The following is a 15,040-nucleotide window of genomic DNA, read 5'->3' as shown; positions in this document are numbered from 1 at the left end:
CAGGTACTTCCCGGTGCCGGATAAAACTCTTTTGGGCCTTCATGGGACAAAAAGTATTTCAGAGTTCCTTTATGGGCTTTGTTTTTATGTTTTGTTGCCGGGTTGCCTCCGTGGCAGACAATACAGCTGTTTTTCGGATACCCTGCTTTGGCTGCTTTTTTTGCAATAGCTTTTGCCATGCCGGATTCAGGTGCTCGTATGTGCTCTATCCCTCCGTGACACTTCAGACAATTGTTTGTTTGTTTGTAATTGACTGATGCAGATAAAAATGTTGCAAATAAAACACCAAACCAGAGTATCTTTGTCATCTCTGTTTATACCTTTTTGTCTTTGGCTATTGCATCCAAAACACCATTGATAAACTTTGGAGACTGTTCTGTTCCAAATGATTTTGTAATTTCAACCGCTTCATTGATAACTACGGCAGAATCAAGCCCGCTAAAAAGAATTTCATACGTAGCGAGGCGCAATGTTGCACGTTCAATGGCACCAAGGCGTTCAAAATCCCACTCTTTGAGATGTTCTATAATCGCTTTGTCTATTGCTTCAATATGCTCCATCACACCTTCATACAGCCCAAGAGCAAAGTCTTTTTGCTTGTTTCTGATTTTTTTCTCTTCAAGAATTTCAGCAGAGTGCTCGGAAGTGTTGCCGTTGCCCAAATCGTATGCGTACAGAAGGCTGACTACAGCCATGCGTGCCTGTTGACGAGTAGCCATTACAGCACCTCATATAAATCTAGCATCTCAATCACAACCGTCATCGCTTCAAAACCTTTGTTCCCGGCTTTTGTTCCGGCTCTCTCTATCGCCTGTTCAATCGTGTCTGTTGTCAAAAGACCGAATGAGACCGGTTTTTGGTACTTCAGACTCATGCTTGCAATCCCTTTTGTCGCTTCAGCCGCAACATAGTCAAAATGCGGTGTTGAACCGCGTATTACAGCTCCCAAGGCACAAACTGCATCATATTTTCCGCTTGCAAGGAGTTGATCGACGATCATCGGCAGCTCAAAAGCACCCGGAATCAATACATGTGTCAAATCTTCTTCATTCCCACCGTGACGGTCAAAGGCGTCTTTTGCTCCCTCTACGAGTCTGTCCACTATAAAGTGGTTCCATCGTGTACTTACTATGGCAATTTTTTTGCCGTTTACTACTTTTAATTTACCTTCAATCAAGTTCATATATTATTTCCTTTTGTTTATTTTATTTGCTGAATTTTTTTAATTTTTTCTATCAGTCTTTCCAATTCGTCTAATTTTAGCATATTTGGGCCGTCACTCAAAGCACAACTCGGATCAAAATGTGTTTCAAAGAAGAATCCGTCCACCCCGATGGCTGCCGCTGCTTTTGCAAGATGTGGCACCATAGAGCTGTCACCGCCTGTTTTTCCGCCTAACGCTCCGGGCATCTGTACAGAGTGTGTTGCATCAAAAATTACCGGTGCAAACTCTTTCATAATCACCAAAGAACGCATATCTACAACAATGTTGCCGTACCCGAAAGAACTGCCTCTCTCTGTCAGATATACCCCGTGCTTTTTGGAGTTTTCATAACTCACTTCGTCACATCCACGGGTTTTTAATACTTTCATTACAGAGTATTTCATATCAGGCGGGTTGATAAACTGCCCTTTTTTAATGTTGACCTCTTTGTCTGTTTTTGCACACGCAACAAGCAAATCTGTTTGACGGCACAAAAATGCAGGAATCTGCAACATATCTACCACTTTTGCAACAGGCTCAACCTGAATTGTTTCATGCACATCCGTCACTATTTTATAGCCAAAATCATCTTTGACTTTTTGGAGTATGCGAAGACCTTCTCCCATACCCAAACCACGAAAACTCTCCAAAGATGTTCTGTTTGCTTTGTCAAAACTCGCTTTAAAATAAAAATCTATCGTCTTGTCATTATGATATTTTTCCAATGCTTTTGCTATTTTGAAAATATTTTCTTCACTCTCAATAACACAGGGACCTGCTAAAAGTTTCATTTTCATCACCTAATTTGTATAATTTATTCATTTTATATAGTATTATACTCTTTTCTTTTTAATCTCTACTTATCACGGGCAACCATGATCCCCGCAACCACTATCAATACAATTCCAAAACTCGTTACCAGTGACGGAAGAGCATCTCCCAGAAATAGACCGACCAGTATCGAAAAAAGTATATTTGTATAACTTACAGCACCGACAATTCCCGCTTTTGTCTCTCCGTAGGCTTTTGTCATCAGCAGTTGTGCAATCGTAGCAAAAATTCCCATTGCAAAAAGATAGAACCAGACTATACCATGCGGCAGTACAAACTTTGCAAGCATAAAATCAAGTTCAGGAAAGTTCAGATAAGGAGAAACAACAAATAAAATAACCGGACCGAGTGTGCCTGTAATCATAAAAGAAAGCACAATGGCACGGGTATCATAGTAGGCTTTTAATTCCCGTACAGAGGTATAGGCAAGTGCTGCACCCACCCCGCTGAATATTCCAAGCAGATCATATTTTGAAAATCCGATTCCACTTGGCTGCGTTATAAAAAGTATACCGATAAAGCCGATAAAAACAGCAATCCATGCCTTGTAAGAAAGCTTTTCATTTAAAAAAAGCCAGGCAAATATTGCGGTAAAAATCGGCGATGTTTTTGAGTAGGTCATTGCATCACCCAGAGGAATATGTGCGATATTGTAAAAAAATGCCAGCAGTGCGACAAAGCCCATAAAACCCCGAAAGAAGAGTAAAAACGGCTTGCCCCCAGTATGTTGCATAGGCTTTTTCAGCACTGCGATACCCACCAGAATCACTCCGGCAATATTTCTAAAAAAAACAACTTCAAGTGAACTCATATTTTGGCTGGCAAGCTTGGCAAAAGCACCCATAATTGCAAATGCCAAGCTGGCAATGAGCATATACTGTACGCCTTTGTTTAAATTTTTAATTCTATTCATAAATAAGTACCTCTCCATAAATGCAATTATATCCATTTACTTCAGCAGTGTATAATCTCATAAAAATACAGGGAAAAATATGGGCAATTTATTTTTATTTCTGCTTTTAGGGGCAGTCTTTTATTATATATTTAAAAGTTACGGCAGATACACAGCCGAGTATTCTCAAGAAACATTTAAAAATTTTTCTGTTTCGTATGAATCACTGAAAAACAGTGACCTGGGTCTTTTTGTCGCACTTGTTGCCAAAGTTGCCAAAGCTGACGGCCATGTTGATGCCCTTGAAGCACAGCTTGTAGGTATCATGTTTGATGACATTTCCAAGGTCTTTCCGGAACCTGCAAAAACAAAAGATATTTTAAAACAAATCTTCAACGAAGAAAAAGATCGCCGTGACAATACAGAGCAGATTGCCCATGCTTTGGCAGAAGCGCTCAGACGCAATAAAGCCCAACAAGAGCAGTTTATGGGATTTCTCATTCAGCTCGCTTTTGCAGACGGTGAAGTGACCCAGAGTGAAGAAGAGGTACTCGCCACAATTGCCGAGGCTTTTGCTTTTGATCCGCAAAAATACCATGCTATTTTTGACCAGTTCGAAGCAATGATGAAGAATGTCCGTCCGCAGGCTACACTCGATGATGCCTACAAGATTTTGGGTGTCAGTAAAAATGACGATATGAGTACCATCAAAAAAGCCTACAGAAAGCTTGTGCGTCAGTATCATCCTGACATCATCAAGTCTCAGGGAAAAAGCGAAGAGTATATCAAAGAAGCAACTGCCAAAACGCAGGAGATAAATCAGGCCTATGAGATGATAAAAAAGGCTAGAGGCTAGCGTGTGAAATCTCTTTTTATGCTGCTTTTCTTTCTTACAACTTTTTTGCAGGCATCACAAAACAGTGCCCTGCTCTTTCACGGCAACTGCACAACCTGTCACTTTGAAACAAAATCTGTTTCAGCCCCGGCAATGATGGAAGTACGTACAAGATATTTGAATGCATTTCCCGATAAAAAAGATTTTGTCAGAGAGATGACAGAGTGGGTACATAAACCCAATGAAGAGCGTTCCATCATGCAAGATGCCATTGACAAATACGAACTCATGCCCAATCTTGCCTTTGAAAAAGATGTTTTACAGGATATAGCTGCATATATTTACGAAACAGATTTTACCAAGCAACACAGTCCGCACTGAAGTACGGATTCCGATATCTTCTTGGAATCGGTACTTTAGTGCCGACTCTCAGGCTTTAAAAGCACAAAGTCGTTTAACCCGCCAGGCTGAAATCTTTCTCCCAAAAAAATTCTATCCATGCATCAGCTTCATTTATCCAAAAATCCGGTTCGTATATTGACGTTTTTTTTATAAAAAGTGTCGAAGATTTAAATACCGCTTCAGGAAAGTTTTTTTGTAAATGCTGCATGACATACGCAAGTGTTTCACCGCTGTCGGCTATATCATCCACAACAAGTACTCTACTCACATCTGCCAAACTGCATGCTCCAAAAAGAGACAGCTCTTTACGTTTACATGTAGCATCATACAGTTCTGTTCTTATACTCTGCACATCCCGAATATCAAGCCCTTCGGCCAGACAATGCGCCAAAGTAAACCCGCCTCTTGCTACAGATACTATTGCACCGGCATTGAAATTTTTCACTTCCAAAATGAGTTTTTGCGTGTCATTTCTAAAATTTTCATAAGAATAGTACTGTTTCAATGTTTTCCTTAGTTATGGTAAAGATTTATGGTAGTATACTACATGTAATATTAATAAAAAGGTACTTTTGATGAATAAAATAATGAAAAATATAATTGCAACAACACTGATAGCAGCAGCGATTACAGGGTGCAGCAGTAAAAAAACCGAACCAAAGAAACAGGAAGTCTACACACCTACCTTTACATGTAAACAAGAGGGTGTTGCCGCTCCGAGATGGACCTGTATTCCCGATGTTCCCGGTTACTATGCAGGTGTAGGTGTTGCAGAAAAAAGTGCAGCAGGTATTGCCCATATGCGCCGTGTGGCTCTTATGAACGGCCGTTCTGATTTGGCACAACAGATTGAAAGTAAAATCAAAGACAAAATGGAAGGTTTTACGAGAGCCACAGGAAACGGCTCTGCCGAAACAGTGGACAAAGTCACAACAGCTGTCACAAAGCAGGTGGCAAAAGTAGATTTAAAAGGCTCAAAAGCCATAGACATGTGGACGGCTCCATCGGGTGCGATTTATATGCTTGTAACTGTTCCTGAATCAAGCGTCAACCAAGAGGTGAAAAAAGCCTACAAAAAAGCAGTTGATTCGAGTTTCAACAATGACAATGCCCTTTGGCAGCAGTTCCAGTCAAAACAGGCACTGGAAAATTTAGACAAAGAGTTTCCGACTGAATAACAACGCTCCCTACTGCCCATAAAACGGGCAGTTTTTGCTTCTGCCTCCATTTAACCATAATTTAGATATAATTTCAAAAATATTTTATAATTCTTCGCAAGTTTACAAGGTTCGCTCATGAAAAAAATCGCAATTATCGGCCGTCCAAATGTTGGAAAAAGCTCACTTTTTAATCGTTTGGTAAAAAAACGTGATGCCATTACATCTGATTTGGCAGGAACAACACGGGATGTCAAACGAAAAACAGCCGTAATTATTGACAAAGAAGCAGAACTTTTAGATACCGGCGGACTGGACAAAGGGTGCGAGCTTTTTGACAAAATAAAAGAGATGTCACTCAAAGCTGCCTACAAAGCGGACATTATTTTGTATATGGTAGACGGCAAAGGTTTGCCTGAAGATGAAGACAAAAAACTTTTTTATGAACTCCAAAACATGGGTAAAGACATTGCTCTTGTCGTCAATAAAATAGACAATGACAAAATGAAAGAGAAGCTCTGGGAGTTTTATGAGTTTGGTACAGATGCCATCTTCGGTATCTCTGTAGCACACAACAGAAATACTGTTGAACTGCTTGACTGGATCTATGACAAACTGCCACAAAGTGATATTCTCAAAGAAGAGGAGACAGAGGAAATACAAATCATCACAGAGGAGAAAGAAGAACTCAGTGATGAAGAGTTTTTCTCACAGTATGCCCAGGATGAAGAAGATGACAATTTCATCTACTGGGACGAGGAAGAGGTAGAAGATGACTCGATATTTGCGCAAAATGACCGTATCAAAGAGTTTGATGAAAATGACATAAACCATATAAAAATAGCAATTATCGGGCGTACAAATGTCGGAAAAAGTTCCCTGCTTAATGCTCTTTTGGGCGAGGAACGCTCTGTTGTTAGTTCTGTTGCCGGTACAACCATTGACCCCATAGATGAGACCATAGTCTATAAAGACAAACAGCTTACCTTTGTTGATACCGCAGGGCTTCGCCGTCGCGGTAAAATTGTCGGTATTGAAAAGTATGCTTTAATGCGCACAAAAGAGATGCTTGAAAATGCAAATATGGCACTTGTGGTTTTGGATGCGAGTGAACCGTTTTTAGATTTGGATGAAAAAATTGCGGGACTTGTTGATCAAAACAGGCTTGCCTGTATTATCATTCTTAACAAATGGGATATAGCCAAAAGAGAAGAGCATGACAAAATTATCAAAGAGGTGCGTGACAGATTTAAGTTTTTAGCCTATGCGCCTATTTTAACCCTTTCGGCAAAAAGCCATCAAAGAGTGGATAAACTTCATGATATGATTTTAGAAATAAACGAAAACTATTCACAAAGAATTCCAACATCCCGACTCAATGAAGTTTTGGAGCGAGCACTGCGCCGTCACACCCTGCCAAGCATGCACGGACAGGTAATTCGCATCTATTATGCTACGCAGTATGAAACACGACCGCCAAAAATTGCCATTGTTATGAATAAGCCAAAAGGTCTGCACTTTACCTACAGACGCTATCTGACAAACAAACTGCGTGAAGCCTTTAATTTCAGCGGAACCCCGCTTCTTTTTAAAGCAAAAAAGAGAGGAGACAAATAGATGAGCTATACTCTGGCTTTTACATTTTTATTTGGTGGAATCGGGCTGACAGCCTTGAGTGTTTATTTTTATAAAAAGATGAAAGAGGAAGAGAGAAACAACAGTCGGCACTAAAGTACCGATTCCGATTTAAAAAGGTTTGAGTACGACCATCGCCACAATAACAAGCATCAAAAGTGTCGGTACTTCATTATACATTCTAAAAAACTTTCCACTTTTTGTGCATCTGTCTTCTAAAAGCTGTTTTCTGTAAAAGTTCATAGAATAAAAATTTATAACCAGTAAAAGCACGAATAACAGCTTTACATGTAACCATGGGGCACTCATCCATCCGCCAAGATAAATAAGTACCGCACCGCTAAGTAGAGTAGCCCACATAGCAGGTACACCTATATATTTAAAAAGCTTCATTTCCTGAATTTTAACTACCTCCACAAAGCCTTTGTTGTCACTGTTTTCAACATGATAGACAAAAAGTCTCGGCAGATAAAACAATACTGCAAACCAGGAGATAAAAGAGATGACGTGAAACCATAAAAGCCAGTTATACATATAAGACACCTAAAAGTTTTTTTCTATGTATATAGATTCAAAATTGGAACCGCCATGACTTACATTGTTAATAGTTCCAACAATTCCTGAACGGTGTTTGATTAAAAATCCAACATATACTTCATTTAATTCTTTATATTTCATAAGTTTTCCCAAATCAAAATCCAAGCTTATATCAAGATAATTTAAAAAACGTGAATTATTGTCATTTTGCAATGCTGCATCAATTCGCTCTATTTCTAAAATACGGTTTGTGTAAGAAACGCCCTCACCAAAGCCAATTCTTATTCTGTTTTTCCAAAAATCAACATTATAATAAATCTTTATATAAAAATCCGCACCAAATACATCATTATAAAACGGATCTTTATAATAGGTCAATCCGCCTTTTAGATACAAATCTAATGGTAAAGTAAATAAATCTTTTGTTAAAAGATACCCTCCATCCAAATTATACGCTTTTAAATCATCTCTATAAGCTCCAAACTTCCCTAGCAATATATTGGCAAGTGAATGCAATGTTGGTTTGCCCACTGCTACCCGTAATGAATAATTGTTTTGGGCAGCGGCTAAATTGAACCCCAATATCAATAAAAATATTAATTTCATCTATTCTGTTTTGCCTTATGCATCAATCGGTTCTAGTTCTTTAATAGAAGGCCCTTTATGATCAGTTACTTTGTCATGTAAGCGGCGTAAAGCTTTATTTGCACGGTCAACAGCAAGATCAATAGCTGCATCTAAATCTTTATGATGTTCACTGATGACAATAGGAGCAGAGTGCGCCACATGTATTTCAAATTCTACCAAAACACCTGCTTTTTCAGCAGAAACTATACAATTTACTCTCGTAATATCTAAAGAAAACTTTTTAAATTTTTCAATGCCCTGTTCTATATGTGCTTTCTTTTCGTCTGTTAAAGTTATATCTTTTGCACGAATTTGTACTATCATCATAAATCCTTTAATTTTAAGCCATATGGCTTAATTATATGTAACTATATAATAGCAAAATAAAGCTGAGATGGGTATAATACGCCTTAAAAAATCAGGAATTGTATAATGAGAGTTTTAACCGGTATTCAACCCTCAGGTGATTTACATATAGGAAACTATTTTGGTTCTATCAAACAGATGGTCGATGCGCAAAAAGAGAATGACACTTTTGCATTTATAGCAAACTACCATGCACAGACAAGTGTAAAAGACGGCAAAAGACTGGCAGAACTGACTATGCAGTCGGCAACAGATTTTTTGGCACTGGGCATAGACCCGCAAAAATCAACTTTTTGGGTACAGTCTGATGTAAAAGAAGTTCTGGAACTTTACTGGGTTCTTTCTTCTTTTACGCCTATGGGGCTGCTTGAGCGTGCTCACAGCTATAAAGACAAAACAGCCAAAGGCATAGCTGCAAACCATTCGCTCTTTTCCTATCCTGTTTTAATGGCTGCCGATATTTTGCTCTATCAGCCTGATATTATACCGGTAGGAAAAGATCAGATCCAACATGTTGAAATTGCACGCGACATCGCCATAAAATTCAACAACGAATATGGCGATATATTTAAACTTCCGGAATATAAAATAGAAGCCAATGTTGCCACAGTTCCGGGAACCGACGGACAGAAAATGTCCAAAAGCTATAACAACACTGTCAATATATTTGGTGAAGAGAAAAAACAGCTCAAAACAATCAAAAAAATTGTTACCGAAGCGGTACCTATGGAAGAACCAAAAGAGTATGAAACCTGTAATGTGTACAATATGGCAAAACTCTTTTTAAATGAAAATGAATGTAAAGAACTCCAGCAAAGGTATAAAAAAGGCGGTGAAGGACACGGACACTTCAAACTCTATCTGCATGATATCATCTGGGAATTTTTCAAGCCCTACAGAGAAAAAAGAGAATATTATGCAGCCCACCAAGACGAAGTGAGAGAAATACTCCTCCAGGGTGCGCACAAAGCAAAAGAGATTGTAGCTCCGACTATAGACAAAGTCAGAACAGTAACAGGGATAAAATACTAAAAAAGTATTTTATCAAAGTCGTAAAGAACTTTTAGCAATAAAGTTCTTTTTCGACCAAATCGGTTCTTTCAAATCCAGTAAACTGCGAACCTCATCGTTTACCAGACGATAATACAATGTCACTTCAACGCTCTCTGCCCCCTTGATCAGCGGCAAACGTATTGTTTTCTCACCATGTGCCTTTATGCTTGTATCTTTACTTTGCTTCACTGCGAGATGTGCAATACCGACTTTTTTATGTTTTCTTATATAGTGTCGTGTAAGAGAAATAGTTTTTTGACCAACAGTAACATTCCCTTTTTTATACACAACTTCCACTAAAATTTCTCTTGAACCAAAACCGCTTGGTATATTGTGTGGTTGCGGATTTTTAATTTTTATGAGCAGTCTGTTTTTTTGTTTTTTCAGTTGTAAACGCAAAGCATCTTTCCATAAACCCGGTGTATGCGCACCAATAAATCCGTGTTTTCTCACCATTCGCATTTTTGCTTTCCCGTTATACATTCTATATGTTGCGGCAACACCCTTTTGTTTGGGACCCATATGACAAGAAACACAGGTCTGCTTCCCGACATACTCACTCTCCATATCTGTAAAAACCACGCCTTTTACACTTCTGTCATTTGCATGGCACACAAAACAGAGTTTATTTGGATTTGAACGCATAAACTCATGTGAGACTATTTTATGATAAGGCGATTTGGCATCTTTAAAAGGTCCCGTCATGACACCCGACGGAGTCCATTCCACTCTGTTTATTCCTCGTTTTGATTTGTCATATTCATCATGTATTTTATCTATATTGTGACAAACAACACAGTTGATTCCCTCACTGATAACCTTTGAATTTACTGCTTTGTTGACAGGATCATCTTCATCTGTCAATCCCATAACAGCAGCAATTTCATAATCTTCATCTGTCTTTGTTACACTGATTCGAGGATTATGACAGGTAGCACACTGAATTTTTACAGCATTTAAACTTTTTCTTGTTTTACGGCTGACATACTCAAGACTTTTCTTAAAATACTCATCTTTTTCAAAATGGCTTTTTGCGTGCCATGAATTACTCCACTCTTCCACTATACGTCTGTGACAGACTTTACAGTTTTCAGAACTTTCAAACCGTTGACCGACTTCGACTGCTTTTGCCCCAAAAAGAGAACTAAAAAAAATGAGTAAAAAAAGAAAAAATTTCATCTGAATAAAATCCTTGTCTGCTATTGGTTCAAGTACTTTTTGTACTTCATTTTTGCCAGTTTTTCTGACTTTTTGTCTACCTCATCCTTCATGGAAGTTTTATACTCGGCAATCTTTTGTTGCAGGGCTTCATCTCCTGTCCCGATAATCTGCGCTGCAAGAATTCCCGCATTTTTGGCACCGTTAATAGCTACTGTGGCAACAGGAACGCCTCCAGGCATTTGCACGATAGAAAGAAGTGAATCCATTCCATCAAGCGCAGAACTTCTCACCGGCACACCAATAACAGGCAAGACACTCAGTGCAGCAATCATACCCGGCAGATGTGCAGCTCCACCGGCTCCGGCGATGATGACACGCAAGCCTCTTGAGTGTGCTGTTTGTGCATACTCTACAAGTTTTTGCGGTGTGCGGTGTGCGGAGACAATATCAACTTCACAGACAACACCAAATGCTTCACATATCTCAATAGCAGCACTCATAACCGGTAAATCCGAGTCACTCCCCATAATAATTCCAACCAATGCTTTACTCATATCTTTTTACTTCCTTTTATTTTTAGAATATCTTTTGCCTGCATCGCTTTTTGCAGTGCCTGATCAATATCATCATCAAGGATTGTTACATGTCCCATCTTTCTATATGGTTTCGTAAAGGTTTTTCCGTAAAAATGAAAAGAGAGCTCCGGAATCTCCAATGCATCATGAATCCCTTCTATAAAAGGTTCTCCCTCGTACCCCTCTTCTCCGAGCAAATTAATCATAACAGCCGGAGAAATAAGCTTGGTAGAGCCCAAAGGCAGGTTTGTAACGGCCCGAATAATCTGTTCAAACTGTGATGTTGCACAGGCTTCGACTGTATAGTGCCCAGAATTATGAGGACGTGGTGCTATTTCATTGACCAAAATCTCGCCTTTTTTTGTCAGAAACAATTCAACAGCAAAAATTCCGACACCGTCTAAGGCTTTGATGGCTTCAATAGAAATTTCTCTTGATTTGTCTGCAGTTTCTTTTGAGATTTTTGCAGGAGCCATCACAATGTCACAAATGTTTACCCTCTCATCAAAAAGCATTTCAACCACAGGATAACATTTTATCTGGCCTTCAATATTCCTCGCGACAATTACGGCCAGCTCCTTGTCTATATCTACAAGCTCTTCAATAAATGACTCGGTCTGGAGTGCATTTTTGACATCTGCTTCAGATTTTAGCATTTGCACACCCTTTCCGTCATAACCGCCCATCTTTGCTTTTTGGATAACAGGAAATCCAAAGGCAGCCAAATCTTCCTCTTTCTTCACATCTTTATAGGCAGGAACAGGAACACCTTTTTTGTCAAGCAGCTTTTTTTGCTCATATTTATTTTGAATGAGCTCGATAATATAAGGAGATGGGTGAATGATATGCCCATGATCAAACAGCTCTTTAAGTATAGAAGTGTCTACATGTTCCAATTCAAAAGTTGTCACATCTGTCTCTTGTACTAACTGTTCAAGCTTCTCTTTGTCATAAAATCCACCAAGGATATGCTTGTCTGAAACCTGTGCTGCGGGACAGTTGAATGTGGGGTCAAGTATCGTTACATGAAAGCCCATCTTTTTTGCTTTGTGAGACATGATTCTGCCCAATTGCCCGCCTCCGATAATTCCGAGTTTCAAATTTGAGTAGTTAAAATTTTTATCCATTTCTCAGCAGTTACCTTTGTCTGTCAAGCCAGACCATAAGCCCTTTTTGTGCATGCAGTCTGTTCTCAGCCTCTGCAAACACTATATCCGCATTGTCTTCAAGCAACTCCTCACTGACTTCCTGCCCGCGATACGCCGGCAGACAGTGTAAAAATTTTGCATCTTTTTGCGCAAGACACATCGTCAGTCCGTCAACCATAAAACCTTTAAAATCTTTGATTCGCTGCTCTTTTTCATCCTCTTGACCCATTGAAGCCCATGTATCTGTTGTGACAATTGTAGCCCCGCGCACTGCCTCTTTCGGGTCATTCATCACCCTGATAATCGCACCGCTCTCTTTTGCTATATCCAAAGCATCTCGAAGAACCTTACTGTCCACTTCATATCCCTTTGGTGTTGCAATGCGTAATTCAAAGCCCAGTTTTGCAGCAAGCATCAACCATGAGTTTGTCATATTGTTTCCGTCACCGACGTAGGCAACAATTGCATTTTCGGCAACTCCAAATTCAATCATCGTCATATAATCAGCCAAAAGCTGCACGGGATGATAGGTATCAGTAAGTCCGTTAATAACCGGTACTTTTGAGTAAGAAGCAAACTCTTCAATCATAGAATGCTCATAGGTGCGTATCATAACCATGTCACACATGCTCGAAATGACTCTTGCCGTATCTTTTACAGGTTCTCCCCGTCCCAAATGAATATCACGGCTAGAGAGAAAAAGCGCATGCCCCCCAAGCTGAAACATGCCTGTTTCAAAACTTACACGCGTTCTTGTTGAACTCTTTTCAAAGATCATAGCAAGTGTCTGCATCTCTAATTCTTTATTGTAAATACCCGCTTTGAGCTCTTTTTTTATTTTCAGGCCGATATCTATAATTTCTAAAATCTCTTCTTTGGTAAAATCTTTGAGTGTTAAAAAATGTCTCACAGTTTCTTCCTCTTTTTTGTTTATCAGCTATTTTAATATACTTTTCTTTAAATTAGCGATTTTTGAGCATTTGTGCTACTTCTTTTGCATGATATGAGATAATTATATCAGCGCCTGCACGTTTAAATGCTGTCATCGTCTCCATCACCACACGTTCATAATCTATCAAATTGTTCATGCCGGCAAATTTCAGCATGGCATACTCACCGCTTACATTGTAAACAGCCATCGGAAGCGAAGTGTTGTCTTTTATCTCACGCACAATGTCCAGATATGCCAAAGCAGGCTTTACCATCAAAATGTCAGCACCCTGTTTTTCATCAGAGATACTCTCGGCAATCGCTTCACGACGGTTTGCAGGATCCATCTGGTACGAAGAGCGGTCACCAAAACTAGGAGTTGATTCAGCCACATCGCGAAACGGTCCGTAATATCCGCTTGCAAATTTTGTAGAGTATGCCATTATCGGTAAATCGTTAAACCCTGCTCTGTCAAGGTATGTCCGCAATGTTTCAATGATGCCATCCATCATACCCGAAGGTGCTATCATATCGGCACCTGCTTTAGCATGTATAATTGCCTGCTGTCCGGAGATCTCCAAAGTGGCATCATTATCAACTGTCTCACGCTCATCATCAATTATGCCGCAATGCCCGTGATCGGTATATTCACAAAAACACAAATCTGTGACAACAAACATATCAGGATGTGCTTTTTTTATCTCCCGTACTGCTGAAGCAATAATCCCGTGTTCACACAAAGCATCACTGCCTATGGAATCTTTAACATCAGGAATACCGAAAAGAATGATAGAATACAAACCTAAATCTTTAAGCACTGCACACTCTTTTACAGCCTCATCAATACTCATCTGATAAACACCCGGCATGGATGCCACTTCTATTTTAATATTCTCTCCTCTGCGAACAAAAAGCGGATATATAAAATCATCTACAGTTACATGTGTTTCTCTTACAAGCGCACGAAGATGCCTGTTGAGTCTGGTTCTACGAAATCTTTGAAACATTTTTGACCCTTTATATTTTAAAGAGGCTATTTTACTCTTTTAAAGATTAAATTAATACATAAGTAATATAAATCTAACTATAATACTGACAAAATTGTATGATTAGGATAACATGAATGCAAATAAAAATATCTGATGTGGCAGATTTGCCCTCAAGATTCGGTGATTTCAATGTACAGGCTTTTAAACAAGGTCAGAAAGAGCATCTTGTTATTTGTGCAAAAGAGTTGGCTGAAGTACCGATAGTACGTGTTCACTCGGAGTGTCTTACCGGGGATGCCATAGGCAGTTTAAAATGTGACTGCCGTGACCAGCTTGAGTATGGTTTGCAAATGGCTGACGAAACCGGCGGAATGGTAATCTATCTTCGGCAAGAGGGCAGAAATATAGGACTTTTAAACAAAATCAACGCCTATGCCCTGCAGGACAAAGGACTCAATACTATAGAGGCCAACCATCAACTCGGTTTTGCTGCAGATGAGCGTACCTATGAAGTCGTCACTTTTATTTTGCATCATTACAATATCAAAAAAATAAAACTGCTGACCAACAATCCTGACAAAGTCAACTCAATCAGCGGTGTTGAAATTGTTGAAAGAATCCCTATCATTATGAAACCGAACAAGCATAATGAAGGCTACCTTGATGTCAAGCGTGACGGAATGGGACATCTTTTATAA

19 protein-coding genes are annotated in these 15,040 nt (G+C 39.3%); 6 read left to right on the top strand and 13 right to left on the bottom strand.

Annotated features, from left to right (window positions below):
* Window positions 1-314: 314 nt before the first annotated feature.
* The 4 genes from nusB to FJR45_RS02200 form a co-directional block, all read right to left on the bottom strand.
* Complete coding sequence (gene nusB / locus FJR45_RS02215) at window positions 315-719, bottom strand: transcription antitermination factor NusB (RefSeq protein WP_193151150.1); 405 nt, start codon at window positions 717-719, stop codon at window positions 315-317.
* Window positions 719-1,183, bottom strand: a complete 465-nt coding sequence (gene ribH / locus FJR45_RS02210; RefSeq protein WP_193151149.1) for a 6,7-dimethyl-8-ribityllumazine synthase — start codon at window positions 1,181-1,183, stop codon at window positions 719-721. The genes nusB and ribH overlap by 1 nt, the downstream gene beginning before the upstream one ends.
* A gap of 17 nt (window positions 1,184-1,200) precedes the next feature.
* Window positions 1,201-1,995 carry a 3-deoxy-8-phosphooctulonate synthase gene (kdsA, locus tag FJR45_RS02205; protein ID WP_193151148.1) on the bottom strand — a complete coding sequence of 265 codons (795 nt, stop codon included), beginning with the start codon at window positions 1,993-1,995 and terminating at the stop codon, window positions 1,201-1,203.
* A 65-nt stretch (window positions 1,996-2,060) separates the two neighbouring features.
* Window positions 2,061-2,948, bottom strand: a complete 888-nt coding sequence (locus FJR45_RS02200; protein WP_193151147.1) for a DMT family transporter — start codon at window positions 2,946-2,948, stop codon at window positions 2,061-2,063.
* A gap of 79 nt (window positions 2,949-3,027) precedes the next feature.
* Between FJR45_RS02200 and FJR45_RS12590 the strand changes: the two genes are divergently transcribed.
* Window positions 3,028-3,783, top strand: coding sequence for a TerB family tellurite resistance protein (locus FJR45_RS12590; protein WP_193151146.1), 756 nt, complete (start codon window positions 3,028-3,030; stop codon window positions 3,781-3,783).
* A gap of 3 nt (window positions 3,784-3,786) precedes the next feature.
* On the top strand, window positions 3,787-4,143 hold the full coding sequence (locus FJR45_RS02190; protein ID WP_226966457.1) for a cytochrome C: 357 nt from the start codon (window positions 3,787-3,789) through the stop codon (window positions 4,141-4,143).
* Between the two features lie 73 nt (window positions 4,144-4,216).
* Here FJR45_RS02190 and FJR45_RS02185 read toward each other — a convergent pair whose 3' ends face one another.
* Window positions 4,217-4,669 (bottom strand): phosphoribosyltransferase, encoded by a 453-nt coding sequence (locus FJR45_RS02185; protein ID WP_193151145.1) that lies wholly within the window; start codon window positions 4,667-4,669, stop codon window positions 4,217-4,219.
* A 70-nt stretch (window positions 4,670-4,739) separates the two neighbouring features.
* Between FJR45_RS02185 and FJR45_RS02180 the strand changes: the two genes are divergently transcribed.
* Both FJR45_RS02180 and der read left to right on the top strand, forming a co-directional pair.
* Window positions 4,740-5,342, top strand: a complete 603-nt coding sequence (locus tag FJR45_RS02180; RefSeq protein ID WP_193151144.1) for an LPP20 family lipoprotein — start codon at window positions 4,740-4,742, stop codon at window positions 5,340-5,342.
* Between the two features lie 117 nt (window positions 5,343-5,459).
* On the top strand, window positions 5,460-6,938 hold the full coding sequence (der, locus tag FJR45_RS02175; protein ID WP_193151143.1) for a ribosome biogenesis GTPase Der: 1,479 nt from the start codon (window positions 5,460-5,462) through the stop codon (window positions 6,936-6,938).
* Between the two features lie 129 nt (window positions 6,939-7,067).
* Here der and hemJ read toward each other — a convergent pair whose 3' ends face one another.
* The 3 genes from hemJ to hpf are packed head-to-tail and all read right to left on the bottom strand — an operon-like array spanning window position 7,068 to window position 8,444.
* A complete protein-coding gene (gene hemJ, locus FJR45_RS02170) occupies window positions 7,068-7,490 on the bottom strand; it encodes a protoporphyrinogen oxidase HemJ (RefSeq protein ID WP_193151142.1) in 423 nt (140 codons plus the stop codon).
* 9 nt (window positions 7,491-7,499) lie between these two features.
* Window positions 7,500-8,099, bottom strand: coding sequence for a hypothetical protein (locus tag FJR45_RS02165; RefSeq protein ID WP_193151141.1), 600 nt, complete (start codon window positions 8,097-8,099; stop codon window positions 7,500-7,502).
* A gap of 15 nt (window positions 8,100-8,114) precedes the next feature.
* Window positions 8,115-8,444, bottom strand: coding sequence for a ribosome hibernation-promoting factor, HPF/YfiA family (hpf, locus tag FJR45_RS02160; protein ID WP_193151140.1), 330 nt, complete (start codon window positions 8,442-8,444; stop codon window positions 8,115-8,117).
* A gap of 108 nt (window positions 8,445-8,552) precedes the next feature.
* Between hpf and trpS the strand changes: the two genes are divergently transcribed.
* On the top strand, window positions 8,553-9,518 hold the full coding sequence (trpS, locus tag FJR45_RS02155) for a tryptophan--tRNA ligase (RefSeq protein WP_193151139.1): 966 nt from the start codon (window positions 8,553-8,555) through the stop codon (window positions 9,516-9,518).
* A gap of 12 nt (window positions 9,519-9,530) precedes the next feature.
* Here trpS and FJR45_RS02150 read toward each other — a convergent pair whose 3' ends face one another.
* Genes FJR45_RS02150 through hemB form a run of 5 tightly spaced genes read right to left on the bottom strand, consistent with a single transcriptional unit; the run spans window position 9,531 to window position 14,360 of the window.
* Window positions 9,531-10,718, bottom strand: coding sequence for a multiheme c-type cytochrome (locus tag FJR45_RS02150; RefSeq protein WP_193151138.1), 1,188 nt, complete (start codon window positions 10,716-10,718; stop codon window positions 9,531-9,533).
* Window positions 10,719-10,738: 20 nt separating this feature from the next.
* Window positions 10,739-11,254: a 5-(carboxyamino)imidazole ribonucleotide mutase gene (gene purE / locus FJR45_RS02145; protein ID WP_193151137.1), complete on the bottom strand. Its 516-nt coding sequence runs from the start codon at window positions 11,252-11,254 to the stop codon at window positions 10,739-10,741.
* Complete coding sequence (locus tag FJR45_RS02140; protein WP_193151136.1) at window positions 11,251-12,402, bottom strand: 5-(carboxyamino)imidazole ribonucleotide synthase; 1,152 nt, start codon at window positions 12,400-12,402, stop codon at window positions 11,251-11,253. The genes purE and FJR45_RS02140 overlap by 4 nt, the downstream gene beginning before the upstream one ends.
* A 10-nt stretch (window positions 12,403-12,412) precedes the next feature.
* Window positions 12,413-13,333, bottom strand: coding sequence for an ornithine carbamoyltransferase (argF, locus tag FJR45_RS02135; protein WP_193151135.1), 921 nt, complete (start codon window positions 13,331-13,333; stop codon window positions 12,413-12,415).
* Window positions 13,334-13,385: 52 nt separating this feature from the next.
* Window positions 13,386-14,360: a porphobilinogen synthase gene (gene hemB, locus FJR45_RS02130; RefSeq protein WP_193151134.1), complete on the bottom strand. Its 975-nt coding sequence runs from the start codon at window positions 14,358-14,360 to the stop codon at window positions 13,386-13,388.
* Between the two features lie 116 nt (window positions 14,361-14,476).
* Here hemB and ribA point away from each other — a divergent pair, with 116 nt between their 5' ends.
* Entirely contained in the window at window positions 14,477-15,040 is a 564-nt protein-coding gene (gene ribA, locus FJR45_RS02125; protein ID WP_193151133.1) for a GTP cyclohydrolase II, read from the top strand.

This window comes from Sulfurimonas sediminis, assembly GCF_014905115.1.
GTDB classification, from domain to species: Bacteria; Campylobacterota; Campylobacteria; order Campylobacterales; family Sulfurimonadaceae; genus Sulfurimonas; species Sulfurimonas sediminis.
Note: the sequence above shows the minus strand (reverse complement) of the source record. Positions and strands in the feature narration are given on the sequence as shown.